This window comes from Nocardia sp. NPDC056541 (assembly GCF_042794235.1).
Taxonomy (GTDB): Bacteria; Actinomycetota; Actinomycetes; order Mycobacteriales; family Mycobacteriaceae; genus Nocardia.
In genome coordinates this window covers 1-23,884 of the sequence record NZ_JBHTUD010000035.1, presented here as the reverse complement: position 1 = coordinate 23,884, position 23,884 = coordinate 1, and the positions used below count along the sequence as shown (strand labels likewise).

At 68.2% G+C, this 23,884-nt stretch carries 23 protein-coding genes; 11 read left to right on the top strand and 12 right to left on the bottom strand.

The genetic code is table 11. The annotated features are described in order from the left end of the window. Positions 1–42: 42 nt before the first annotated feature. The 5 genes from ACFQ9R_RS33655 (at position 43) to ACFQ9R_RS33635 (ending at position 5,548) form a co-directional block, all read left to right on the top strand. A complete protein-coding gene (locus ACFQ9R_RS33655) occupies positions 43–597 on the top strand; it encodes an isochorismatase family protein (protein WP_378996718.1) in 555 nt (184 codons plus the stop codon). An 11-nt stretch (positions 598–608) separates the two neighbouring features. Further along, the gene (locus ACFQ9R_RS33650; RefSeq protein WP_378996716.1) at positions 609–1,145 is read left to right on the top strand and encodes a DUF4375 domain-containing protein; all 537 of its coding nucleotides are present in this window, start codon (positions 609–611) and stop codon (positions 1,143–1,145) included. A gap of 55 nt (positions 1,146–1,200) precedes the next feature. Further along, positions 1,201–3,246 (top strand): ATP-dependent DNA helicase, encoded by a 2,046-nt coding sequence (locus ACFQ9R_RS33645; RefSeq protein WP_378996714.1) that lies wholly within the window; start codon positions 1,201–1,203, stop codon positions 3,244–3,246. A gap of 95 nt (positions 3,247–3,341) precedes the next feature. Further along, positions 3,342–4,046, top strand: coding sequence for a hypothetical protein (locus tag ACFQ9R_RS33640; RefSeq protein ID WP_378996712.1), 705 nt, complete (start codon positions 3,342–3,344; stop codon positions 4,044–4,046). Positions 4,047–4,306: 260 nt separating this feature from the next. Next, complete coding sequence (locus ACFQ9R_RS33635) at positions 4,307–5,548, top strand: glycosyltransferase 87 family protein (protein ID WP_378996710.1); 1,242 nt, start codon at positions 4,307–4,309, stop codon at positions 5,546–5,548. 1 nt (position 5,549) lies between these two features. Here the strand turns inward: ACFQ9R_RS33635 and ACFQ9R_RS33630 are convergent, their stop codons facing one another. The 6 genes from ACFQ9R_RS33630 to ACFQ9R_RS33605 all read right to left on the bottom strand — a co-directional run bounded on the left by ACFQ9R_RS33630 (position 5,550) and on the right by ACFQ9R_RS33605 (position 12,263). Further along, positions 5,550–6,359: a hypothetical protein gene (locus ACFQ9R_RS33630; RefSeq protein WP_378996708.1), complete on the bottom strand. Its 810-nt coding sequence runs from the start codon at positions 6,357–6,359 to the stop codon at positions 5,550–5,552. 218 nt (positions 6,360–6,577) lie between these two features. After that, positions 6,578–7,126, bottom strand: coding sequence for a DoxX family protein (locus ACFQ9R_RS33625; protein WP_378996706.1), 549 nt, complete (start codon positions 7,124–7,126; stop codon positions 6,578–6,580). Between the two features lie 183 nt (positions 7,127–7,309). Beyond that, a complete protein-coding gene (locus ACFQ9R_RS33620; RefSeq protein ID WP_378638878.1) occupies positions 7,310–7,723 on the bottom strand; it encodes a hypothetical protein in 414 nt (137 codons plus the stop codon). Between the two features lie 68 nt (positions 7,724–7,791). Beyond that, positions 7,792–9,153 carry an NCS2 family permease gene (locus tag ACFQ9R_RS33615; protein ID WP_378996704.1) on the bottom strand — a complete coding sequence of 454 codons (1,362 nt, stop codon included), beginning with the start codon at positions 9,151–9,153 and terminating at the stop codon, positions 7,792–7,794. 83 nt (positions 9,154–9,236) lie between these two features. After that, positions 9,237–11,807, bottom strand: a complete 2,571-nt coding sequence (glgP, locus tag ACFQ9R_RS33610) for an alpha-glucan family phosphorylase (protein WP_378996702.1) — start codon at positions 11,805–11,807, stop codon at positions 9,237–9,239. Positions 11,808–11,843: 36 nt separating this feature from the next. Then, on the bottom strand, positions 11,844–12,263 hold the full coding sequence (locus tag ACFQ9R_RS33605; protein ID WP_378996700.1) for a VOC family protein: 420 nt from the start codon (positions 12,261–12,263) through the stop codon (positions 11,844–11,846). A gap of 79 nt (positions 12,264–12,342) precedes the next feature. On the opposite strand from ACFQ9R_RS33605, the gene ACFQ9R_RS33600 reads away from it, so the two are divergent. The 4 genes from ACFQ9R_RS33600 (at position 12,343) to glgB (ending at position 17,849) form a co-directional block, all read left to right on the top strand. Next, entirely contained in the window at positions 12,343–12,933 is a 591-nt protein-coding gene (locus ACFQ9R_RS33600) for a TetR/AcrR family transcriptional regulator (RefSeq protein WP_378996698.1), read from the top strand. A 51-nt stretch (positions 12,934–12,984) separates the two neighbouring features. Further along, on the top strand, positions 12,985–13,629 hold the full coding sequence (locus tag ACFQ9R_RS33595) for a LysE family translocator (RefSeq protein ID WP_378996696.1): 645 nt from the start codon (positions 12,985–12,987) through the stop codon (positions 13,627–13,629). A gap of 63 nt (positions 13,630–13,692) precedes the next feature. Next, complete coding sequence (locus ACFQ9R_RS33590) at positions 13,693–15,693, top strand: maltotransferase domain-containing protein (RefSeq protein ID WP_378996694.1); 2,001 nt, start codon at positions 13,693–13,695, stop codon at positions 15,691–15,693. Continuing rightward, positions 15,693–17,849 (top strand): 1,4-alpha-glucan branching protein GlgB, encoded by a 2,157-nt coding sequence (glgB, locus tag ACFQ9R_RS33585; RefSeq protein ID WP_378996691.1) that lies wholly within the window; start codon positions 15,693–15,695, stop codon positions 17,847–17,849. Before ACFQ9R_RS33590 ends, glgB begins: the two co-directional genes overlap by 1 nt. On the opposite strand, the gene ACFQ9R_RS33580 is transcribed toward glgB, so the two are convergent. The 4 genes from ACFQ9R_RS33580 to ACFQ9R_RS33565 form a co-directional block, all read right to left on the bottom strand. After that, entirely contained in the window at positions 17,846–18,238 is a 393-nt protein-coding gene (locus ACFQ9R_RS33580; protein WP_378996688.1) for a nitroreductase/quinone reductase family protein, read from the bottom strand. The two genes, glgB and ACFQ9R_RS33580, sit on opposite strands and share 4 nt — an antisense overlap. Before the next feature lie 126 nt (positions 18,239–18,364). Further along, positions 18,365–19,237, bottom strand: coding sequence for a tetratricopeptide repeat protein (locus ACFQ9R_RS33575; protein WP_378996734.1), 873 nt, complete (start codon positions 19,235–19,237; stop codon positions 18,365–18,367). 61 nt (positions 19,238–19,298) lie between these two features. Then, entirely contained in the window at positions 19,299–19,676 is a 378-nt protein-coding gene (locus ACFQ9R_RS33570; protein ID WP_378996685.1) for a DUF3817 domain-containing protein, read from the bottom strand. 96 nt (positions 19,677–19,772) lie between these two features. After that, the gene (locus tag ACFQ9R_RS33565; protein WP_378996683.1) at positions 19,773–20,957 is read right to left on the bottom strand and encodes an acetyl-CoA C-acetyltransferase; all 1,185 of its coding nucleotides are present in this window, start codon (positions 20,955–20,957) and stop codon (positions 19,773–19,775) included. 130 nt (positions 20,958–21,087) lie between these two features. On the opposite strand from ACFQ9R_RS33565, the gene mce reads away from it, so the two are divergent. Together mce and ACFQ9R_RS33555 are read left to right on the top strand one after the other, a co-directional pair. Beyond that, the gene (gene mce / locus ACFQ9R_RS33560) at positions 21,088–21,549 is read left to right on the top strand and encodes a methylmalonyl-CoA epimerase (protein WP_378996681.1); all 462 of its coding nucleotides are present in this window, start codon (positions 21,088–21,090) and stop codon (positions 21,547–21,549) included. A gap of 86 nt (positions 21,550–21,635) precedes the next feature. Next, entirely contained in the window at positions 21,636–22,631 is a 996-nt protein-coding gene (locus ACFQ9R_RS33555; protein WP_084473310.1) for a hypothetical protein, read from the top strand. A gap of 89 nt (positions 22,632–22,720) precedes the next feature. On the opposite strand, the gene ACFQ9R_RS33550 is transcribed toward ACFQ9R_RS33555, so the two are convergent. After that, positions 22,721–23,011, bottom strand: a complete 291-nt coding sequence (locus ACFQ9R_RS33550) for an ATP/GTP-binding protein (RefSeq protein WP_378996679.1) — start codon at positions 23,009–23,011, stop codon at positions 22,721–22,723. Positions 23,012–23,021: 10 nt separating this feature from the next. Continuing rightward, positions 23,022–23,765 carry an endonuclease NucS gene (nucS, locus tag ACFQ9R_RS33545; RefSeq protein WP_378639483.1) on the bottom strand — a complete coding sequence of 248 codons (744 nt, stop codon included), beginning with the start codon at positions 23,763–23,765 and terminating at the stop codon, positions 23,022–23,024. Between the last annotated feature and the right edge of the window lie 119 nt (positions 23,766–23,884).

Here is a 23,884-nt window from a genome sequence, read left to right as displayed (position 1 = left end):
GCGCGGCGGAGAATGGTGCGGTCGAACGAGCTGGAGGATGACATGGGACGCGGTCTGATCATCGTGGACGTACAGAACGATTTCTGCGAGGGCGGCTCCCTCGCGGTCGCCGGCGGCGCGGCGGTAGCGGCCGCGATCACCGACTTCGTCGCCGGCGAGCAGTACGATGCGGTCGTCGCCACCCGCGACTGGCACATCGACCCCGGCGCCCACTTCTCCACCGAACCCGACTACGTCGACTCCTGGCCGCCGCACTGCCGAGTGGGCACCCCCGGCGCCGATTTCCATCCCGCGCTCGATGTCTCGCCCATCCAGGAAACGTTCTCCAAGGGCGAGTACACCGCCGCCTACTCCGGCTTCGAAGGCGCGGCAGCGGACGGCACCTCCCTCACCGATTGGCTCCGAGCCCGCGGCATCGACGCCGTGGACGTGGTCGGCATCGCCACCGACCACTGTGTTCGGGCCACCGCGCTGGACGCCGCCGAGGCCGGATTCGACACCACCGTCCTGCTCGACCTCACCGCGGGCGTCGCCCCCGAAACCACCGAGACCGCCCTGACCACCCTCCGCGATGCGGGCGTCGGGCTGCGTCCCTGAATACTTCCCCCATGGACTATCGATTCCCGGCGCACACCCGATCCGCCCTGACGAAGGCACTCGCCGAGATCGACAGCATCCACGACGCCGCCGACACCGTCTTCTGGTCGAACCCGGCCACCGACGACCTCCAGCGCCTCGGCATCGCCGCGTTCGGCAAACTCCCCCCGGCCTTCTCCCACCTGCTGGCCCTGTCGAGCCTGCACACGAGCGTTCTCGACGCGGGCTTCTCGAGCTACCTGAAAACCCGCCGCAGCGAACTCCCCTGGGCCACAAGAGGTTTACGCGCAGCAGGCATGCCGCAACTGGCCGCCGCGGCCATCATCGCCGCCCGCGACGCCTCCCTCAGCTCCCCGAACGACGACCTCGATCGCTTCTGGGAAGACGAACACCAGACCCTCGCCACCCCCGACCAGATCCGCCGCCCCACCGGCGACCGCGCCGAAGACCCCGACGAGATCTACGACATCAACGAACCCGAGGATTTCGAACAGCGAGTCCTCGACTACGTCCGCGATCACATCGACGACTTCGTCCGCGAGTCCTGACCGGGCTCGCCATCGCTCGGGCAAACCTGTCCGAGGGTGCGGATAAGCTGCCAGCGTGCCCGAACTCCCTCCCGTCGCCGACCTGCTCGTCACCGCCGTGCATGCCCTCGGTGGCAAGGAACGCACCGGGCAGACCACCATGGCCACCGCCGTCGACCACGCGATCGACACCAAGGAGCACCTGGCCGTCCAGGCGGGCACCGGCACCGGCAAGTCGCTGGCCTATCTCATCCCGAGCCTGCGGCACGCGGTCCGTACCGGTCGCACGGTGGTGGTCTCCACCGCCACGATCGCGCTGCAACGCCAGCTCGTCGACCGCGACCTGCCGCGCCTGGCCGAGGCACTCACCAAGCCGCTCGGCCGCGCACCCAAGTTCGCGATCCTCAAGGGCCGCAACAACTATCTCTGCCTGAACAAGATCAACAGCGTGATCCCGGAAGACACCGGCGGCGAGGCCGAGCTGTTCGACGCCTTCGCCATCTCCCGCCTCGGCCGCGAAGTCCAGCGCCTCAACGAATGGGCCTCCGACACCGAGACCGGCGACCGTGACGAACTCGCCCCCGGCGTCACCGACCGCGCGTGGCGCCAGGTGAGCGTGGGCTCGCGCGAATGCCTCGGCAAGGCCCGCTGCCAGTTCGGCCAGGACTGTTTCGCCGAGAAGGCCCGTGCGGAATCGGCCCAGGCCGACGTGGTGGTCACCAACCACGCGCTGCTGGCCATCGACGCCATCAGCGGCATCCAGATCCTGCCCGAACACGATGTGGTGGTGATCGACGAGGCGCACGAACTGGTCGACCGTGTCACCGGCGTCGCCACCGCCGAACTGGCCGCGACCGCGATCAGCGCGGCCGCCCGCCGCTGCACCAAGCTGATCGACGAACGCGAGGTAGACCGCCTGGAGGGCGCCGCGGAGGCCTTCCACCAGGCACTGGAGGATCTGCCGCCCGGCCGCTGGGACCAGATGCCCGACGGCATCGCCCCGGTGCTCGCCCTGGTTCGCGATTCCGCCTGGAACGCGCGCACCGCCATCGCACCGCAGGGCACCGTCAAAACCCAGGACGATCCCGACAACGCCGCCGCCCGCACCATGGCCGTGGCCGCCATCGACGACGTGCACGACGCCGCGGTCCGCGCGCTCACCGCGTTCGAGGAAGCCGACCCGGCCGCCCGTCGCGATGTCATCTGGTTGTCGGCCGACGAGATGCGCGGCGTCGCCCGCCGCACCTTACGGATGGCGCCGCTCTCGGTCGGCGGCCTGCTGCGCAGCAGGCTGTTCGGCACCGCGACAGTCGTGCTCACCTCGGCCACCCTGCAGATCGGCGGCTCGTTCGACGGGCTCGCGATCACCTGGGGCCTGCCGTCGCAGTCGCGCGGCAAGGTCGATGCGGCCATGGCCAACGGCGCCACCGCACCCGCCGACCTGGAATCGGTGCGCTGGAACGCCCTCGACGTGGGTTCACCGTTCGACCACGCCAAGTCCGGCATCCTCTACGTGGCCAAACACCTGCCCGCCCCGGGCCGCGACGGCCTCTCGCCCGCCTATCTCGACGAGATCGAACAGCTCATCACCGCCGCCGGTGGCCGTACGCTCGGCCTGTTCTCCTCGATGCGCGCCGCCAAGGCCGCCACCGAGGCGCTGCGCGAGCGGCTCGACACCCCGGTGCTGTGCCAGGGTGACGATTCGATGGGCGCGCTGGTGCGCAAGTTCGCCGACGACCCGGCCACCTCATTGTTCGGCACCCTCACCCTCTGGCAGGGCGTCGACGTGCCCGGACCGTCGCTGAGTCTCGTTATCCTGGACCGCATTCCGTTCCCCCGGCCCGACGACCCGCTGCTCACCGCGCGCCAGCGAGCGGTGGAGTCGCGCGGCGGCAACGGTTTCATGACGGTGGCCGCCAATCACGCCGCCTTGCTGCTGGCCCAGGGCACCGGCAGGTTGCTGCGCAGCGTCGACGACCGCGGCGTGGTCGCGATCCTCGACTCCCGCCTCGCCACCGCCCGCTACGGCAGCTACCTGCGCGCTTCGCTGCCGCCGTACTGGGAGACCAGCGATCCCGAGGTGGTTGCCAAGGCACTGCGCCGGCTCACCGACTCCGCCTGAGCGAAGCCGACGCTTGCAGGTCGAGTCTTGCAATCGAGGTGACCACACTCGTGAATCAGCGAGCGTGCGAACGCAAGACGTGAGAACGTGTGGTGATGATGCACCACGCCGATGGCGAGGTACTCGGCGAATTTCTGGTCAGCGCAAGATCTTTGGCCGAGTACCGCGCGATGTTCCATCTCTCCGACGATGATCTGGCTGGGCGCCGTGTCCTCGATTGCCCCGGTGGCGCAGCAAGTTTCGCGGCCGAGGCAAGCGCCATGGGTGCCGAAGTCACCGCGATCGATCCCATCTACGCCACCCCACCGACCGAACTGGCCGCCCGCGCGACCCCCGAAACCGAACGCGCCGTGGCCTGGGCACACTCCCACGCCGACCGCTACCGCTGGGACTGGTACGGCTCCACGACAGAACATGCCGCGATCCGCCGCGGCGCCGCCGCCCGCTTCGCCGACGACGTGCGCGCCGCGCCCCACCGCTATCTGGCCGGCTCGTTACCCTCACTCCCGTGTCCCGACGACGCGTTCGACCTGGCCCTGAGCTCGCACCTGCTGTTCAGCTACGCCGACCGGCTCGACGCCGACTTCCACTTGGCCGCCCTGCTCGAACTGGCGCGCGTCGCCACCGTCGAAACCCGCGTCTACCCGCTGCTCGACTACACCGGCGCCCCACTCGACGACCTCATCGACCACCTGCGCACCGAACTCCACGACAAGGGCATCGCCACCTCCCTGCAAAAGACCGGGTATGAGTTCCACCACGGCGCCGACACCATGCTGACGTTGCGTCCGGCGGCCTGATGGGCGAGTGCGGGGCGGGCGCGGCGGCCCGCAACGTGCACGCCGAGAACGGTTCGCCGCCAGCCGTACCCGCTTTCATGTCGTTTTCCTACCGAAGTCGGTCCGCCGCCGAGCGCCGTCGACCCGGCGCGGTAGGTTCTTAGTCGTGCATACGATGTGGGCCGGCCGGTAGTACGGCCGTGGCGGAGAGATCTCGAGGCGTGGCACTTCCGCGCACGACCCTGACGCTTCTTCTGCTACTCGGGACCGCCGCCTTAGGCGTGACGCTGCTGTTCACCACCATGGACCCGTGGATGGACAGCGGCGGGATTCTCGTCGGTGGTCTCGACGTGCACATCTACCGCGACGGCGGCTGGCGGGTCGTGCACGAACGGGCGCTCTACATCGAGCCGACGCACTATGGCCTGCTCTACACCTACACGCCGTTCTCGGCCGTGGTCTTCCTGCCGCTACTACTGGTGCCGTGGGCACATGTCACCACGACCTGGATGGTGCTCAACCTGCTGGTGCTGTTCGGGGTTGTGCTGCAGAGCTTCCGGATGCTCGGCTACCGCACCACCCCCGGGCTGGCCGCCGTCAGCGCACTGCTCACCCTGGCCTGCACCTTCGCCGAACCGGTGCGTACCACGCTGTACTACGGGCAGATCAATCTGGTGCTGATGCTGGTGGTGCTGTGGGATTTCTCCCGCGCCGAGAACAGCAGGTTGCGCGGTATCGGCGTCGGTATCGCCGCGGGTATCAAGCTGACTCCGCTGTATTTCATCGCCCAGTATCTGGCGCAACGGCAGTGGCGCGCGGCCGCGACCGGCGCTCTCACCTTCCTCGCGTCGATCGGTCTGACCGCGCTGATCCTGCCGAGCGACTCGTATCAATACTGGACGTCGACGTTCTTCCATTCCGGTCGCATCGCCCCGGATGTCCACCCCGCCAACCAGTCCCTGCGCGGCGCCATCGCCCACCTCACCCACGGCCCCGCGCCGGTGTGGTTGTGGCTGTTGATCGCCGTGCCGATCGCGCTGGTCGCGCTGTGGCTGGCCGCGGTCCTGGTCCGCCGGGGCGAACCCCTGCTCTCGGTCACCCTCGGTGGCCTCACCGCCTGCGCGGTCTCCCCGTATTCGTGGGGTCACCACTGGGTGTGGTTCGTTCCGCTGCTGGTCTACCTGATCCACCGCGCTCAGACCCGCGCGCCCTGGTGGCTCGCCGCGGCCGCGCTCTACCTGTCCATCGCCGCCTGGACCTACACCTACACCCCCACCTGGGTGAGCGTCGGCACCTTCCTGCTCCCCCCGTGGTGGCCGCTGCCCCAGGTCCTGATGAACATCTACGTGATCATCTATCTGAGCACCCTCGCGGGCATCGCCCTGCGTATCCGCGCCCGCAAACTTCCCCCGGCCCCCATCGAGCCCGCCATCGATCTCGCTGTCCCCGAACAGCTTTCACCCGAAACCCGGACCGTCGCCGCCCCACACCCCGACGACGACCGCCCGGCGATGATGAACTGAACTACCCGCAGGACCAATCGAAAACGCCCGACTCCAGATCGAGCTGGGCGTTGCCGCCGCCGAAGTTCATCCCGGAGATCTCCTCGATCTCCAGGTAGTACGGGGTCAACCCCTCGGGCAGCGCCTGCACGGGGAAGGCGGTGCCGCCGAGGTGGGAGCGGCCGAAGAGCGGCTCGGCCCACGTGGTCCAGCCGGAATCCTCGGTGAGCGGGTCCTGGTACTTGGTGTTGGGCTCGTATTCGACCGGGGGAACGCCCACGTTCGGGTCGGCGATGCGCTCGGCGAGCCAGACGCCGACGGTGGGGTGCACGTCGTCCCACGCATTACAGCCCTCATCGCTCGCGGTCGGGGAACCCGGCTTGCGAACATCGGCGGGCGGGGCGACGGGGCCGCCGGCAAATTCCTTGTCGGTGAGCCAGATCAGCGCGAAGGCGCCGCCGATCTCGTCGTGCATGATCTGCAACTTCGGGTGCAGGCGGGTGGACACGAGATCGCGGGCAAGGGGATCGTCCGACGAGGCGTCGGCCTCGACCGCGTCGGTTCCGGCGAACTGCCCCTCGCCCTGGAAGAGCGCGATGGCGGGGAACCCGGGTCCGCGACGCTGGAAATCGGTGGGCAGGCGCAGGGTGAGCGCGTGCATCATCGGCAGGCCGGTGACAGGTCCGCGCGGCCACGTCGCCGGATCGATGGCCGGTCCCTCACTGCCGATCCAGCCGGAGCGCACCGGCGCGTCGAGCACCAGCGGATCACCCTCGGGCGTCTCGGCCAGTTTGTCCGCCGAGTCTCCGAAACCCAGGTCGTAAGCCTTCATCGCAGCTCTCCTCTTCCATCCGCGGACAATGCGTGGCGCCGCTGTGTACAGGCGCCGCCACGAGGTTAATCGCTGCCACCGACTCCCCGCGCGTGCTCCGTGGAACCACGGACGTACGGGCGATGACGAATCAGCTCGAGGCGACGCGAAAGAGGCGGCGCGGCAACCGAACCCCGGTCACCGCGCCGCCTCTCGACGATCAGCGTTGCTGCGTCGGATCAGAGCACAGCCTTGAAGATCAACGTCACCACCGCGGCCACGACGGCGAGCGCCACGGCCCCACCGCCCCACACCACACCCTGGCGCTGCCACGGCCGCCCGGCGTCGAGCGAGAGACGCCCCGGCCCGGTGAACGCCAGCGCCGCGGCGGCCAGCGCGAACAGCAGCGGCGTCGTGAACCCCGGTACCGACGGATCCGCCGGGAAGAGCCCGCCGCTCCACAGCACGTTGATGGCGTTGATCATCGTTCCGAGCACGATGGCGGCGGCCAGCGGCGTGAACAGCCCGAGCACCAGCAGCAGCCCACCGACCAGTTCGGCGAGCCCGGCCAGCGTGCCGAAGAGTTCGCCGGGGTTGTAGCCCATGGCGGTGAAGCCGTCGGCATTGGCACGCCAGCCTGGTCCGTTGAACCAGCCGAACAACTTCTGGGTTCCGTAGGCGGCCATCAGTCCACCGAAGCCGACGCGCAGCACCAGCAGGCCGATGCCTGCGGCGGTGGTTTCGTCGGTGGTGGCGGTAGGAGTCAGGCGGGTAGCGGTGTCGGTCATCGTGTCCTCGTCTGCGAATCGGAAACATCCCCGCAACCGGACCGCGGTCCGATTGCCTTCCTCGATCACAACCCTGGGTCCGGTGCCACTATTTCACGCCGTTCCGGGCAATTCTGTGATGCCGGTCACAATCGATCGAAAAGGGCCGCCCCATCGGGGCGGCCCTGCTCGCAATTCCTCAGATCACCACGCCATAGTGGCGTAGCCGACCAGGGTCTCCTCGGACTCCTGCGACAGCTTCCACATGCCGCCGATGTTCTTCCAGGTCACGGGGATCGGGAAGGCGTAATCGCCGAGGCGGCTGTTCAGAGTGGCCGACAGAGTGTCGCCGTCCACGGTGACCGGGCCGGAGACATCCCAGCTGTAGCCGGGGATCCGGTTGACGGTGTCGCGCACGACCGCGAGGCTGCCGCCGTTGCCCGACTCGAGCTCGGCCGACGAACCGTTCATGGCCGCCTGCAACTTGCCGTACAGCTCGCCGACCGAGGGCGTGGCCGGTGCGGCGATCGCGGCGGGGGCGGTGGCGACAACAGCGGCGGTAACCGGCGCGAAGATGGTGGCAAACGCCATCGACGCGGCAACGAGCGAACGCTTCATGGGTGGATCTCCTCTAGTTAGGCAAGCCTAGGCTAGCCTGAGTATAGACACACCTATGGCCGGAACGTCTACTCGACCAAGAAGAAGAAGTACGCGAGAAACAGCACCATCAGCGCCCACATGGCCGGGTGCACATCCTTGATGCGACCCTTGGCGACCATCACGATCGGGTAGAAGATCATGCCCATCGCCAGACCGTTCGCGATCGAGTACGTCAACGGCATCATGATGACGGTGATGAACGCGGGCACCGAGTACTCGAGGTTCTGCCAGTCGATGTCGCCGAGCGAACGCGCCATCAGGATGCCGACCACGATCAGCGCGGCCGAGGTGATCTCGGCCGATCCGGCGACCACCGAGAAGATCGGATAGCAGAACATCGCGATCAGGAACCAGCCCGCGGTGGTCACCGCCGTGAGCCCCGTTCGGCCACCCGCCGACACACCCGCCGTCGATTCGACATACGCGGTGGTGGTGGAGGTACCGATGATCGCGCCCGCGGTGGTACCCACCGAGTCCGCGGCCATCGCGCTCGCCGCGCGCGGCAGGGTGCCGTCCTTGTTCAGCAGACCGGCCTGGTTGGCAACGCCGATCAGGGTGCCCGACGCATCGAAGAAATCGACGAACAGCATGGTGAGCACGACCACGATCATCTGGCCGGTGAACGCGTCGGGCAGGTGGATGATCGCCTGACCGAAGGTCTGATCCAGGCCCTTCGGCATCTCGGCGATACCGTCCGGCACGCCGACCAGACCGGTCACCATGCCGAGGACCGTGGTCGCGACGATGCCGTACAGCACCGCGCCGTGCCAGCCGATCACCAGGAAGACCACGGTCACGATCAGGCCGAACAGGGCGAGCAGGGTGGTGCCCTTGGTGAAATCGCCGAGGGTCACCAGTGTCGCGTCACTGTTGACGACGATGCCCGCGTTCTTCAGACCGAGGAACGCCACGAACAAGCCGATACCCGCGCCGACCGCGAACTTCATCTGCAGCGGGATCGCGTTGAGGATCCGTTCCCGGACCTTCGTGACCGCCAGAACGAAGAAGATGATGCCCGAGAGCAAGGTGCCCGAGAGCGCTACCTGCCACGGGATACCCATGCTGAGCACCACGGTGTACGCGAAGAACGCGTTGAGACCCATGCCCGGAGCGAGCGCGATCGGGTACTTCGCCCAGAGGCCCATGACCAGTGTGCCGAAGACGGCGGCGACGGCGGTGGCCGTGAAGACCGCCTGCATCGGAATGCCCTTGTCGCCGAGGGCGCCTTCGTCACCGAGGATCGACGGGTTCACCGCCAGCACATACGACATCGCCAGGAACGTGATCGTGCCCGCCATCGCCTCGCGCTTGAAGGTGGACCCACTCGACGAGATACCGAAGTATCCGTCGATGCGCCCTCGGGCACGGGTTAGGACGTCGCTGGCCATGACTCTCCTCAATGATCGACCCAGGAACGGTAGCGGAAAGTTCACTGAATCGAATAACCCGGCGCCTGTGTCACCGTGTACGGTTACGCGCCCGCGACGGCCACCAAGCCCAGTTCGGCGTCGGACGCGAGCAGCGCGTTGTGGGGAAGCACACGGACCGTGTACCCGACAGCACCCGACAGCGGGACCGGAGCCTGGATCGAATACAGCTCGCTGCCCTCGTCGGCGCCGATGTGGCGCATCTCGATCGTGGTCGTGTCGGAGAGGTCGTCGGTCGGCGAGACCCGGCCGAGTATCGCCTGCATCACCACATCCGACGGCGCGAGCCCGCCGAGGTCGACGCGCGCGTGCAGTGACAGTTCCGCGCCGATCACCGGGGTGTCGGGCAGGCCCGAGCTGTCGACCTGCGCGATCCGGACCGACGGCCACGCGGCGTCGACGCGCCTGCGGTACTCGGCGACCGCCGCGGCGCCCGCGAACTTGTCGGCGGCGGCCCGGCCGAACGCGGCGGCCGCCGGTCCGTAGTACTGCTCGGCGTAGTCGCGCACCATCCGCGAGGCCAGGACCTTCGGGCTGGTGGTCTGCAGGGTGTGGCGCACCATCTCGGTCCAGCGGACCGGCACATCGCCGGCGCCGCGGTCGTAGAAGCGCGGCGCCACAGTGCGTTCGACGAGTTCGTAGAGCGCCGAGGCCTCGAGATCGTCGCGGCGCGATTCGTCGCGGACACCGTCGGCGGTGGGGATGGCCCAGCCGTTCTCGCCGTCGAACATCTCGTCCCACCAGCCGTCGCGGATGGACAGGTTGAGGCCGCCGTTGAGCGCGGACTTCATCCCCGAGGTACCGCACGCCTCGAGCGGGCGCAGCGGATTGTTCAGCCACACATCGCAACCCCAGTACAGGTAGCGGGCCATCGACATGTCGTAGTCGGGCAGGAAGACGATGCGATGACGCACCTCGGGATCGTCGGCGAACCGCACCACCTGCTGGATCAGGGCCTTGCCACCGTCGTCGGCGGGGTGGCTCTTGCCCGCCACCACCAGCTGCACCGGCCGTTCGGGGTCGAGCAGCAACGCGCGCAGGCGTTCGGGGTCGCGCAGCATGAGGGTGAGCCGCTTGTAGGTGGGGACGCGGCGGGCGAAACCGATGGTGAGCACGTTCGGATCGAAGACGTCGTCGATCCAGCCGAGTTCGGCGTCGGCGGCGCCGCGCTGTCGCCAGGAATCGCGCAGCCTGCGCCGCACTTCGTCGATCAGGACGCCGCGCAACGTGTTTCGCGTCGACCACAGCTGACCGAGGTCGACGTCGCTGAGCTTCTCCCAGCCCCGCGCCTCCTCGACCAGTTCGGGCCCGACGAGTTCGCGCGCCTTGTCGATCCATTCGCGCGCGGCCCAGGTCGGGGCGTGCACGCCGTTGGTGACCGAGCCGATCGGCACCTCGGCCGCGTCGAATCCGGGCCACAGCGCCGCGAACATCTCCCGGCTCACCTCGCCGTGCAGTTTCGATACCCCGTTGGCGCGCTGGGCCATGCGCAGACCCATGTGCGCCATGTTGAACACCGAGGGGTCGCCCTCGCGCCCGAACGCGAGGATCCGGTCCACGGAAAGCCCCGGCAGCAGCGCGGATTCGGATTCGCCGTGCGAGCCGCCGAAGTACCTGCGCACCAACGGCATCGGGAAACGGTCGATGCCCGCGGGCACCGGGGTGTGCGTGGTGAAAACGGTTCCCGCCCGCACCGCGGCGAGCGCGGTCTCGAAATCCAGTCCACCCGCGATGAATTCACGCATGCGCTCGACGCCGAGGAAACCCGCGTGGCCCTCGTTCATATGGAAGACATCGGGATCGGGCAGGCCGTTGGCGCGGGTGTAGGCGCGCACCGCGCGCACGCCGCCGATACCCGCCAGGATCTCCTGCTTGATGCGGTGATCCTGGTCGCCGCCGTAGAGCCGGTCGGTGACGGCCCGCAGTTCGGGGTCGTTCTCGGCGATATCGGAATCGAGCAGCAGCAACGGAATCCGCCCCACCTGCGCGATCCACACCCGTGCCCGCAGTACCCGCCCCTCGGACATGCCGACGTGGATGAGCACCGGCGAACCGTCGCTGGTGAGCAGGCGCAGCGGCAGGCCCTGCGGATCGAGCGCCGGGTAGTGCTCCATCTGCCAGCCGTCGGCCGACAGCGATTGCCGGAAATACCCCGAGCGGTACAGCAGCCCGACGCCGATCAGCGGCAGCCCGAGATCCGAGGCGGCCTTGAGATGATCACCGGCGAGGATGCCGAGGCCGCCGGAGTAGTTCGGCAGCACCTCGGTGACACCGAACTCCATCGAGAAATAGGCGATCCCGGCGATGTCGGTGCCGGTCTGCTCCTGGAACCAGCGCGGCCGTGTCAGGTAGTCCCGCAGACCCGCGGCGGCCGCGTCGACGCGCGCGAGGTAGGCCGGGTCGGCGGCGAGCTCGTCGAGCCGTTCGGCAGGGACCTCACCCAGCATCCGTACCGGGTCCTGACCGACGGTTCGCCACAACTCGGGGTCGAGCTCGGCGAACAGATCCTGCGTCGGGCCGTGCCACGACCACCGCAGGTTGGTCGACAACTCACCCAGCGCGGCGAGCCGCTCCGGCAAATGGGCACGGACAGTGAACCGACGAAGTGCCTTCACCCCGGAAGAATAAACGATCGCGCCCGCACTGGGGGTCTAGGTGAATCGGGCAGCGAACTCGGGGCTCGGCGGGACCTCGGTGATCACGTCGATCAGGACGCCGGCGGGGTCGGCGACGATGAAGTGGCGCTGACCGAAGTCTTCGGTGCGCAGGTCGAGCTCGGCGCGCAGGCCGCCGGTTTTCACGAGTCGGTCCCACTCGGCGTCGACATCGTCGACCTCGAAGTTCAGCACAACACCCTGTACGGGTTTTCCGAAGCCTGCCGGGATCGTGGGGTGGGTGGGGTCGAGCAAAGCCAGTTCGTAGGTCGGCTCGTCGTCGCCACCCGGCCGCCGCAGGCTGACGTACCAGTCCGCCTCGAAGACGATCTCGAAGCCGAACCAGGCCGTGTAGAAGTCGCGCGATTGCGCGATTCGGGTGGTGGCGAGAACGGGGTAGTAGCTGCTGAGTTTCATGGGATCACCTTTCACATACCGTCGGTATGTATCGTACGATAGTTCACATACCATCGGTAGGTCAATGGGAGGGCACTCGATGAGCTCGACGGCACGGACGCGGCAACGCGAGGAGACGCGGCGCATCCTGCTGCACGAGACCAGGGCGCTGTTCGCCGCGAAAGGCTATGCCGCAGTAGGGCTATCGGAGATCGTGACGTCCGCCGGGGTCACCAAGGGCGCGCTGTACCACCACTTCGACAGCAAGGCCGACCTGTTCCGTGCGGTCCTCACGCAGGTACAGGAGGAGGTGGGCGCGCAGGTGGCCGCCGCCGCGGACACCGAGTCCGACCCCTGGACGCAGCTCACCACCGGCTGCGGCGCGTTCCTGCGAGCCTGCGCCGACCCCCGTGTCCAGCGCATCCTGCTGATCGACGGCCCCGCCGTCCTCGGCTGGCACGAATGGCGGGCCATGGACGAAGCCAACTCGGCTCGCCACCTCGACGAAGCCCTGCGAACCCTCGTCGACGCCGGTGTCCTTGCTCCGCAACCGATCGCCCCGCTGACCCAACTGCTCTCCGGCGCGATGAACGAAGCCGCGCTGTGGCTGGCCACCACCACCGCCCCCGGCGCGCTCACCGACACCATCGCCGCCCTCGATCGCCTCCTCGCGGGCCTGCGCATCGCCTGACCCCACGAAATCCGTTCGCCATACCCCGGCACTCCGTGTCACCATGCACCGATGCCGCACTGGGTCGATGTCCTGCCCGAATTCCTGGTCGCCGCCATCATCTTGGCCGCGCTTCCCGGACCCGCGACGGCGCTGTTCCTGCAGCGATCGGTACGCGACGGGCGCTCCGCCGGTCTGGCCGCGGTAGTGGGCAACGAGATCGGCATTCTCGGCTGGACGCTCGCGGGCGGCACCGGGCTGTCGATCCTGCTGGCGGCCAACCGCTGGCTCAACACCACCATGCACGTCGTCGGCGCCGCGGTGCTGATCTGGCTCGGCGTGCAGTCGTGGCGCCACGCCCGCGGCCACCACGACGAGTTCGGCGCCGCGCTCACCGCGAAACTGCCCGGCGGCAACACGCCCGCCGCCGCCTTCCGCGCCTCACTGATCTCGATCGCCGCCAACCCGAAGGCCGCCGTCTTCGGCATGACGATCCTGCCCCAGTTCCTCCCGGACGAAGGCCCCGTCATCCCCACCCTCCTCATCCTCGCCACCATCCAGGTCGTCGTCGACGGCGCCTGGTGCGTAGGCGTGGTGCTGGCCACCGACCGAGCGGGCGCCTGGCTGCGCCGCGCGGCGATCCGCCAACGGATGGAACGAACCCTCGCCGCCATCCTGGTGGCCCTCGGCCTCGGCCTGGCCGCGGACACCCGCTGAACACCGCGTCCTCCCCCGGCCGCCGACGCTCCCCACCCAGCGAAAGTGCAGTAAGTTAGCCGAGTGACCGGCCGGATTGCCATCGATGACATCGCCCCGTCCATTCCCGGCGGCCGCCCGGCCAAAGCCGCAGTCGGCGAGGTGTTCCCTGTCCGCGCCGTCGTCTGGCGCGAGGGTCACGACGCGGTAGCCGCCACCCTGGCGGTCCGCGCCCCCGGCTCCTCCCGGATCACCCGCATCCGGATGACACCCGACTACCAGCCCGACGTGTTCAACGCCCTCTTCACCCCCCACCTCCCCGGCGTGTGGACCTACCGCATCGAAGGCTGGAGCGACCCCCTCGCCACCTGGCGAAGCGCGGTCGAGGCGAAGTTGTCGGTCGGCCAGTCCGCCGCCGACCTCGCCAACGACCTCGAGATCGGCGCCGTCCTGTTCGAACGCGCCGCCCAAGCCGTCCCGAAGAAGCAGTTCGAACGCCTGCGCGCCGCCGCCACCGCCCTGCGCGGTGACGAACAACTCCCGGCCCGGGTCGCGCCCGCGTTCTCCGAGGAGGTCGCCGAGATCCTGCGCGCCACCCCGCTGCGCGAGATGGTCACCCGCGGCACCCAGTTCTCGGTCCTGGTCGAACGCCGCCGCGCCCTGGTCGGCTCCTGGTACGAGTTCTTCCCGCGCTCCACCGGCGGCCGCGACGCCGACGGCGCCCCGATCCACGGCACCTTCGCCACGGCGGCCCGCGAACTCCCCCGCATCGCCGGCATGGGGTTCGATGTCGTCTACCTCCCGCCGATCCATCCGGTCGGCGAGGTGAATCGCAAGGGCCGCAACAACACTCTCACCACCGAACCCGGCGACGTGGGCTCCCCCTGGGCCATCGGCTCGGCGGACGGCGGACACGATGCCGTGCACCCGCTGCTGGGCACCGAGCACGACTTCACCGAATTCGTCTCCGAGGCAACCGCTCTCGGTCTGGACGTCGCCATCGACCTGGCCCTGCAATGCGCCCCCGACCATCCGTGGGTCGCCGCCCACCCGGAGTGGTTCACCACCCTGCCCGACGGCACCATCGCCTATGCCGAGAACCCACCGAAGAAGTACCAGGACATCTACCCGGTCAACTTCGACAACGATCCCGACGGTCTCTACGCCGAGATCCTGCGGGTGGTCCGGCACTGGATCTCGCTGGGCGTCACCATCTTCCGCGTGGACAACCCGCACACCAAGCCCGCCGATTTCTGGGAGTGGCTGATCACCGAGCTGCGCCGCACCGACCCCGACGTGATCTTCCTGTCCGAAGCGTTCACCCGCCCCGCCCGCCTCTACGGCCTGGCCCGCCGTGGCTTCAGCCAGTCGTACACCTATTTCACCTGGCGCGTGCACAAGTGGGAACTCACCGAGTTCGGCTACGAGATCGCCGCCAAGGCCGACGAGGCCAGGCCCAACCTGTTCGTGAACACCCCCGACATCCTGCACGAGAGCCTGCAGTACGGCGGCCCCGGCATGTTCGCCGTCCGCGCCGCCCTCGCCGCCACCCTCTCCCCCACCTGGGGCGTGTACTCCGGTTTCGAGCTGTTCGAACACGAGGCGGTCCGCGAGGGCAGCGAGGAGTACCTCGATTCGGAGAAGTACGAACTGCGTCCCCGCGATTTCGCCGGCGCCCTCGAACGCGGTGAATCGCTGGAACCGTGGCTCACCCGCCTGAACGAGATCCGCCGCAATCACCCGGCGCTGCAGCAGTTGCGCTGCATCCACTTCCATCACGTCGACAACGACGCGCTGATCGCCTACTCCAAGGTCGACCCGGCCACCGGCGACGCGGTGCTGGTCATCGTGAACCTCAACCCCTATGCCGCCGAGCAGGGCCACATTTCACTCGATCTCCCCGCCATCGGCCGCGAATGGCACGACCACCCGGTGGTCTTCGATGAGGTGAGCGGCGAGGAATACCACTGGGGCCAGCAGAATTTCGTACGTCTCGACCCCACGCGCGCGGTCGCGCACATCCTGTCACTGCCCGCAGTCCCGGCCGCGGCCCGCGCACCGCTGGCCTACCGCGAGACACTGTGATGAAGCGCCGCGATCTCCTGCTGCTGGCCGCGGGCACCCATCCCGACCCGCACACCGTCCTCGGCGCGCACGCCCACGCCGACGGCACCGCGGTCCGTGTCCTTCGCCCCCACGCCGACACTGTGACGGTGCTCGTCGGGGAGTCCGAACATCGGCTGAAATCGTTGGGCCACGGCATCTTCGACGCGATCCTGCCGTATCCGCAGATCGACGACTACCGCATCCGCGCCGAGTACCCCGGCGGCCAGACCGTGATCTCCGCCGACGGCTACCGCTTCCTGCCCACCGTCGGCGAACTCGACCTGCACCTTATCGGCGAAGGCAGGCACACCCGCCTCTGGGAGGTTCTCGGCGCCCACCCGCGCCACTACACCACCCTCGACGGCGACGTCGACGGCACCTCTTTCGCGGTGTGGGCCCCGAATGCCCGCGGCGTCACCGTCTTCGGCGATTTCGACCACTGGAGCGGCACCTCGGCCCCGATGCGCGCGCTGGGCAATTCCGGTGTGTGGGAGGTGTTCGTGCCCGGCGTCGGGCCGGGCACGCGGTACAAGTACCGGATCCACGGCGCCGACGGCCGCGTCGTGGATCACGCGGACCCCCTTGCCTTTTCGACCGAGGTTCCCCCCGCGACCGCCTCGGTGGTGGCCGGCACCGACCACGTGTGGACCGACAGCGCCTGGCTCCACCGACGCGCGAAAACCGACGCGGTCCGCTCCCCCATGAGCGCCTACGAAATCCACCTCGGTTCCTGGCGACCCGGCCTCGACTACCGCGAATTGGCCCACCAGCTGGCCGATTACGTCCGCGCGACCGGATTCACCCACGTGGAGCTGCTGCCCGTCGCCGAGCACCCCTTCGGCGGCTCGTGGGGGTACCAGGTCACCTCGTACTACGCCCCGACCTCACGTTTCGGCAGTCCCGACGACTTCCGCTACTTCGTCGACCACCTCCACAACGCGGGCATCGGGGTCCTGCTCGACTGGGTCCCCGCGCACTTCCCCCGCGACGAATGGGCACTTGCCCGTTTCGACGGCACCCCACTCTACGAACACCCCGACCCGCGCCGCGGTGAGCAACTCGACTGGGGCACCTACGTTTTCGACTTCGGGCGCAACGAGGTCCGCAACTTCCTGGTCGCCAACGCGGCTTTCTGGATCTCCGAATTCCACATCGACGGCCTGCGCGTCGACGCCGTCGCCTCGATGCTGTACCTGGACTACTCCCGCCCCGACGGCGGCTGGGAGCCCAACATCTATGGCGGCCGGGAGAATCTGGAAGCGGTCGACTTCCTGCAGGAACTCAACGACACCGTGCACGGCGCGCATCCCGGCGTGGTCACCATCGCCGAGGAGTCGACCACCTGGCCCGGCGTCACCCGCGGCACCGACGTCGGCGGCCTCGGTTTCACCATGAAGTGGAACATGGGCTGGATGCACGACACCCTCGGCTACCTGGGTCGCGACCCGATCCACCGCTCCTGGCACCACAACGAGATGACGTTCTCGCTGGTCTACGCATGGAGTGAGAACTACGTCCTGCCGATCAGCCACGACGAGGTCGTGCACGGCAAAGGCACCCTGTGGACCCGCATGCCCGGCGACGACTTCGCCAAGGCGAGCGGCGTGCGCGCCCTGCTCGCCTACATGTGGGCCCACCCCGGCAAGCAACTGCTGTTCATGGGTCAGGAATTCGGCCAGTTCCGCGAATGGGACAACGATCGCGGCCTGGACTGGCAGGAACTGGACAACCCACTCCACCAGGGCATTTCAACAATGGTCGCCGATCTCAATCGCACCTATACCGCCCACCCCGCGCTGTGGACCCAGGACACCACCCCCGGCGGCCACTCCTGGATCGAAGCCGACGACAGCACCGCCAACGTCTTCGCCTTCCTCCGCTGGGGCACCGACGGCAGCGCGGTGGCGGCCGTGTTCAACTTCTCCGGTTCCCTCCGCGAGAACTACCGCATCGGCCTGCCCCACCCCGGCCCCTGGCACGAGATCCTCAACACCGACGCCCACGAATACGCGGGTTCCGGCATCGGCAATCTCGGCATCGTCACCGCCGTCGACACCCCCAGCCACGGTCACCCCGCCTCGGCCACCGTCACCATGGCGCCTCACAGCGCCCTCTGGCTGTCCTGGACGGTCTAACGATCCAGGTCGACCCGAATCGTCAGCAGGTCGGTACCGAACGCCCGCACCGCGGTGCTGTTGTAGCGCGGCAACTGCCGCAGTCTGGCCCGCGCGTCGTCCCCGGGCAGCAGCACGGCGGTCCCCGGGTACCAGCGTCCGCCCAGACGCACCCTGACCTTGTTGTCGGCTTTGATGTTGCGCACATACTGCGAGCGATCCCCGAACTCGGAGACCAGCCAGAACTCGTCGCCGACGCGCCGACCACCGATCGGGGTGACCCGCGGCTGCCCACTCACCCGCCCGACCGTCTCGAGCAACTGCTGACCGGGCAGTCTGCCCAGTATCGGATTCAGTCGCCGCTGCAACGCGGTGACGATCCGATGCTGGATATCGTTCTTGGACGCCATATTTCGACCGTAGCACCGCTCACTCGCAGCGAAGCCGCCCCGGCGGTGTTCGGCCGGGGCGGCTTCGCAGCGATCTGAGCACGGCGGTCGGTCGAAGGTGACCCGAACGTGGCTGGGCTGTGGGTGTCAGTACAGGGCGGCGGCGAGCTTGCGGCGGGCCGCGATCACGAAGGGCTCGGCGGGGTCGAACAGCTCGAACAGCTCGAGCAGGCGGGTGCGCGCCTTGGTTCGGTCGTCGCCCGCGGTGCGCTTGACGACCGCGATGATCCGTTCGAAGGCCGCCTCGGGGCGCTGTTCGAACATTTCGACGTCGGCGGCGTCGAGGGCGGCGTCCAGGTTCGACGGGTCGGCGTCGGCGGTGGCCACCACCGCCGGATCGAGCTGCTGGGCCCTGGTCAGGAAGCGCAGCTGGCGCAGGGCCGCCTTGGCTTCCTCGTTGCCGGGTTCCTCGGCGATGATCGCCTCGTAGGCCGCCTCGGCGCCGGCGAAGTCACCTTCGGACAGCTTGTCCTCGGCGTCGACGAAGCGCGGATCCTCGACCTCGGGTTCGGCGGGGGTCGCGTCGGGGTCGCCCTCGAGCTTGCCCGCGGTCGCGTCCATCACCGCATCGAGCCACTGGCGGACCTGCGGGTCCGGCTGGGCGCCTTCGAAGTCGGCCAGCGGCTGCCCACCCGCCACCGCGATCACCGTCGGAATGCCCTGCACACGCAGCGCCTGCACGATGTTCATATTGGCTTCGGCCTCGATCGCGGCCAGATCCCAGGCGCCGCGGTCTTCGGCGTTGAACCGTTCGAGCGTGCGAACCAGCTCGACGCTGCCCGCGCTGCGCTGCGAGAACAGCACGACCACCACGGGCACCTGCGTGGAGCGCCGGATCACCTTGGCTTCGAAATCCGCCTCGGTGACCGTGTGGTTCCCCGAGGCCGGAGCAGCAGCAGCGGCACCGCCGGGCGCGGCGGGCGGCTGCTTCAGCGCGGACAGATCCACCGCGCCGGACATGGCGGCGGCAGCGGCGGGCGAAGGACGGCGGGCAGCGGGTCGAGTCACGGTTTCCAGTTTGTCACGAAGCCGTCGGGGCGGCAGCCGCGGAGCCCTTGCTCGCGTCGGCGCTCAGCTCGCCCAGCTGACCGGTGCGCACCGCCCAGACCTCGAAGATCACGGTGAACAGCGGCGGAATGCTCGACGCCAGCGCCAGCACCGTGGTCTTCCAGTTCCAGTTCAGCTCACGCGAGGCCAGCAGCGCGGACAGCACGAACAACACGAAGATCCCACCGTGGACCGGGCCGAAGATCTTCACGCCGATCTCGTTGCCCTCGGCGGGCAGGTACTTGAACGCCATACCGGTCAGCAGACCGATCCAGGACAGCGCCTCGAGCACCGCGAAGAACCGGAACCGGCTGGCCGTTGACCGCAAATCGAAGAAACCCATGCCCACCATTGTGCCGCATGATCTACGACACCACGTAGTTGGACCGGTCACAGCGAAAGCCCTGGTACTCACGAGGAATACCAGGGCTTTCGTGGTCGAACAGGATCAGGCGGGAACGCGGATGATCAGCGCGTCGCCCTGGCCGCCACCGCCACACAGCGCGGCGGCACCGACGCCACCACCGCGACGCTTCAGCTCCAGCGCCAGGTGCAGCAGGATGCGCGCGCCCGACATGCCGAGCGGGTGCCCGATGGCGATGGCGCCACCGTTGACGTTCACCTTCTCCGGGTCGTAGCCCAACTTGCGAGTCGAGGACACCCCGACGGCCGCGAACGCCTCGTTGATCTCGATCAGGTCCAGATCGGCGGGCGTGATGCCCTCCTTCGCGCACGCGGCGAGGATCGCGTTGGCCGGCTGGTCCTGCAGGGTCGAATCCGGCCCGGCGACCTGGCCCGCGGCGCCGATCTCGGCGATCCACTCCAGGCCCAGCTCTTCGGCTTTGGTCTTGCTCATCACGATCACCGCGGCCGCGCCGTCGGAGATCTGCGAGGCGGTGCCCGCGGTGACGGTGCCGTCCTTGCGGAAGGCCGGACGCAGCTTGCCCAGCGACTCGACGGTGGTGTCGGCGCGAATGCCCTCGTCCTCGGTGACGTAGACCGGGTCACCCTTGCGCTGCGGCACGGCGACCGGCACGACCTCGTCTTCGAACAGCCCGTTCTTCCACGCGGCGGCGGCGCGCTGGTGCGAGGCCGCGGCCAGCGCGTCCTGATCCTCGCGGCTCACCTTGTCCAGGTCGTTGCGATCGTCGGTGAGCAGGCCCATGGCCTGGTCGGTGATCACGTCGTGCAGGCCGTCGTAGGCCATGTGGTCGACGAGGGTGGTGTCGCCGTACTTGAAGCCCTCACGGCTCTTGGGCAGCAGGTGCGGGGTCTGGCTCATCGACTCCATGCCGCCGGCCACCACGATCTCGTGCTCACCCGCGCGGATCAACTGATCGGCCAGCGCGATCGCGTTGATGCCCGACAGACAGACCTTGTTGATCAGGATCGACGGCACATCCATCGGGATGCCCCCGGCGATGGCGGCCTGGCGCGCGGGCAGCTGCCCCGCGCCCGCCTGCAGCACCTGGCCGAGGATCACGTAGTCGACCTGCTCGGGCGCGACGCCGCCCTTCTCGAGCGCGGCCTTGATCGCGACACCGGCCAGATCCGAGGCCTTGAAGCCCTTCAGACCGCCCAGCAGCCGACCGACCGGGGTACGCGCACCGGACACGATGACAGAAGTGGTCACGAAAGCCTCGCATTCATTGAGTCGATCCTCGCGGACGCACACAGCAGCACCGCACGCGTACAGGAGTTGGACTCCACGGTAACCGGTATCGGCCCGCGCCCGGCACGCAGGTCCGCGCTAGCTTCGTGGGGTGACCAATGAGAACTTCATCCCCGCCGACTACGTCATCGCCGTCGACCACGTGGGCATCGCCGTGCCCGACCTGGACACCGCGGTGGCCTGGTACACCGACAACCTCGGCATGGTCGAGACCCACCGCGAGGTGAACGAGGCCCAGGGCGTCGTCGAAGCCATGCTGTCGTGCCCCGCCGCCGCCGACCGCGCCACCGCCCTGCAGTTGCTGGCCCCGCTCACCCCGGAGTCGACCATCGCCAAGTTCATCGACCGCAGCGGCCCCGGACTGCAGCAGCTGGCCTACCGGGTCACCGATATCGACGCGGTTTCGGGTTTCCTGCGCGGGCGCGGAGTGCGTTTGCTGTACGAAGCCCCTCGCCACGGGACCGCCGATTCCCGCATCAATTTCATCCATCCGAAGGATGCTGGCGGTGTGCTGGTCGAGCTCGTGGAGCCGAACCCGGATGTTACGCACTAGTACGCCGGTACTGTCGGTAAATCTCGGCGAGATCACAATCACGGTCGAGTCTCCATACGCTCGCTCGAGGCTGTATTTTGTGTGCCATGTCGTCACCTGAGTCCGATCGCAATCGCTTCGTTGCACTGCCCTTCACCGTTGTGCGCAAGGGTTATGCGCAAGACGAGGTGCGCAACTACTTCGACCGCTTCGACGCTGAGCTCCGCGTCACCGCCACCGACCGGGACGCTGCCGCAGCGCAGGCCCGCAATCTCGCCAGCCAGCTGGAAGATGCACGTGACGAGATCGACGAGCTCCGCAAGGAGGTCGACCGGCTTTCCGTGCCGCCGACCACCGCCGAAGGCATGTCCGACCGCATCTCGCGCATGCTGCGCCTGGCCTCGGACGAAGCGTCCGAGGTCCGCGCGCTGGCGCAGGCCGAAGCCGCCGAGATGGTGTCGATCGCCGAGCAGCAGGCCACCGAGATGCGTGGCAAGTACGAGTCGCTGCTCGCGGAGACCAAGGAGAAGCGCGAGGCGCTCGAGATCGAGTTCGAGCAGACCCTCGCGAACGCGCGCACCGAGTCGGCCAAGATCATCGAAGCCGCCCAAGCCGATGTCGAACGTCTGGGCAAGGAGGCCGAAGCCAAGCGCAAGGCCACCCAGCAGGACTTCGAAGCCACCATGAACGATCGGCGTACCAAGCTGACTCGGGCCATGGAGGAGCTCGAGGCCACCAGTCGCGCCGAAGCCGCCCAGCGGATCAAGGACGCGACCGACGAGTCGAACCGCCTGATCAGCTCCGCCACCCAGACCTCCGAGCGCAAGATCGCGCACGCGAAGGAACTGGCCGAGGAGATGCGCGTGCTGCGCGGCCGGGTGCTCGCCCAGCTGCTCGGTATCCGCGGTCAGCTCGATTCCGTGCCCGCCATGCTCGCCGCGGTCAACCGCGAGAGCGAACTGCTCGACGGCACGCCGGAGCGCAAGTCGATCAGCAACAACGGCAACAAGTCGGTGTCGAGCTCGCGTCAGAACAAGGCCATCCCCGAGGTCGCCGACGAGGACATCGTCGATGAGGACCGCGAGAGCGCCGACGTCAACTAACCAGCTGTCGGACTCGTCACGACATTCACCCGGAAAACCGAAGGCCGCCTCGAATCATCGAGGCGGCCTTCGGTTTTCTGTCCCTCAGGTCACGACCAGCGGCGGGTGATGCCGCGAGTGCGCCTGCCGTTCCAGCAACCCTGGTGCCAGTGCCTGCGGTCCTCCTCGCCACCCTCGACGGCCCAGGCCACGATGTGGGCGACACCGATCGCGATCTCGTGGTCGCAGCCGGGGCACCGATAGGGCTTCACCGCACGCGCGCCGGGAACCGTTCGCACGATATAGGTTTCGTCGCCCGGACCGTCCTCGGTGCGGCCGTACACGTCGCCGATCGGCCTAGGCGCCGCAGAACGCCCGCTGCGCGGTCTACGTCGCGGCATGACACTCCTCCTAGAACAAGCGGAAAACGTTGCTCTCCGTGCCGCGTAGCTCGTCGTAATCGAGCGTGAGGCACCGGATTCCACGGTACTCGGCCAGCGTCTTCGCCTGCGGCTTGATCTGCTGTGCCGCGAACACCCCGGCCACCGGGGCCAGCAGCGGGTCGAGGTTGAGCAGTTCGAGATACCGGGTGAGCTGCTCGACACCGTCGATGTCACCACGCCGCTTGATCTCCACCGCCACGGTGGCGCCGTCGGCATCGCGGCACAGCAGATCCACCGGGCCGATCGCGGTCATGTACTCGCGCCGCACCAGGGTGTACCCCTCCCCGAGCTTCGTCACGTGTTCGGCGAGCAGCTCCTGCAGATGCGCTTCGACGCCGTCCTTCACCAGGCCGGGGTCGACTCCGAGCTCGTGCGAGGAATCGTGCTCGATCTCCTCGATGGTGATCCGCAATTCCTCGCCGGCCTTGTTGGTCACGACCCACAGCGCCTTAGCCGTCACCGGCTCCGGAGTCTGTCCCTCCCGCAACGGCCGTACGCCGTCGGGCAAGGCGGCGGGCATCGCGTCCGGCACTTCCTGCTCCACCAGCCAGCACGGCGGACTCATCCAGTTCAGCGGCTTGTACGAGCCGCCGTCGGAGTGCACGAGCACCGACCCGTCGGCCTTGATCAGCAACAGCCGACGAGCCATCGGAAGGTGGGCGGTCAGTCGACCGACATAGTCGACCTGGCAACGAGCAATGACGAGGCGCACCCAAGCACTGTAGGCGACGACCCGGGGAACGCAAAAAGGCCCTCCAACCGAAGTTGGAGGGCCTTTCGCAAAGATGTTCCGGCAGTGTCCTACTCTCCCACACCCTGTCGAGTGCAGTA

Excerpts from the sequence above, each read along its gene's own strand:
- ACFQ9R_RS33655 (WP_378996718.1), top strand. The coding sequence starts at position 43 with ATGGGACGCGGTCTGATCATCGTGGACGTACAGAACGATTTCTGCGAG.
- ACFQ9R_RS33650 (WP_378996716.1), top strand. The coding sequence starts at position 609 with ATGGACTATCGATTCCCGGCGCACACCCGATCCGCCCTGACGAAGGCA.
- ACFQ9R_RS33640 (WP_378996712.1), top strand. The coding sequence starts at position 3,342 with ATGATGCACCACGCCGATGGCGAGGTACTCGGCGAATTTCTGGTCAGC.
- ACFQ9R_RS33630 (WP_378996708.1), bottom strand. The coding sequence starts at position 6,359 with ATGAAGGCTTACGACCTGGGTTTCGGAGACTCGGCGGACAAACTGGCC.
- ACFQ9R_RS33625 (WP_378996706.1), bottom strand. The coding sequence starts at position 7,126 with ATGACCGACACCGCTACCCGCCTGACTCCTACCGCCACCACCGACGAA.
- ACFQ9R_RS33620 (WP_378638878.1), bottom strand. The coding sequence starts at position 7,723 with ATGAAGCGTTCGCTCGTTGCCGCGTCGATGGCGTTTGCCACCATCTTC.
- ACFQ9R_RS33615 (WP_378996704.1), bottom strand. The coding sequence starts at position 9,153 with ATGGCCAGCGACGTCCTAACCCGTGCCCGAGGGCGCATCGACGGATAC.
- ACFQ9R_RS33605 (WP_378996700.1), bottom strand. The coding sequence starts at position 12,263 with ATGAAACTCAGCAGCTACTACCCCGTTCTCGCCACCACCCGAATCGCG.
- ACFQ9R_RS33600 (WP_378996698.1), top strand. The coding sequence starts at position 12,343 with ATGAGCTCGACGGCACGGACGCGGCAACGCGAGGAGACGCGGCGCATC.
- ACFQ9R_RS33595 (WP_378996696.1), top strand. The coding sequence starts at position 12,985 with ATGCCGCACTGGGTCGATGTCCTGCCCGAATTCCTGGTCGCCGCCATC.
- glgB (WP_378996691.1), top strand. The coding sequence starts at position 15,693 with ATGAAGCGCCGCGATCTCCTGCTGCTGGCCGCGGGCACCCATCCCGAC.
- ACFQ9R_RS33580 (WP_378996688.1), bottom strand. The coding sequence starts at position 18,238 with ATGGCGTCCAAGAACGATATCCAGCATCGGATCGTCACCGCGTTGCAG.
- ACFQ9R_RS33575 (WP_378996734.1), bottom strand. The coding sequence starts at position 19,237 with ATGTCCGGCGCGGTGGATCTGTCCGCGCTGAAGCAGCCGCCCGCCGCG.
- ACFQ9R_RS33570 (WP_378996685.1), bottom strand. The coding sequence starts at position 19,676 with ATGGTGGGCATGGGTTTCTTCGATTTGCGGTCAACGGCCAGCCGGTTC.
- ACFQ9R_RS33555 (WP_084473310.1), top strand. The coding sequence starts at position 21,636 with ATGTCGTCACCTGAGTCCGATCGCAATCGCTTCGTTGCACTGCCCTTC.
- ACFQ9R_RS33550 (WP_378996679.1), bottom strand. The coding sequence starts at position 23,011 with ATGCCGCGACGTAGACCGCGCAGCGGGCGTTCTGCGGCGCCTAGGCCG.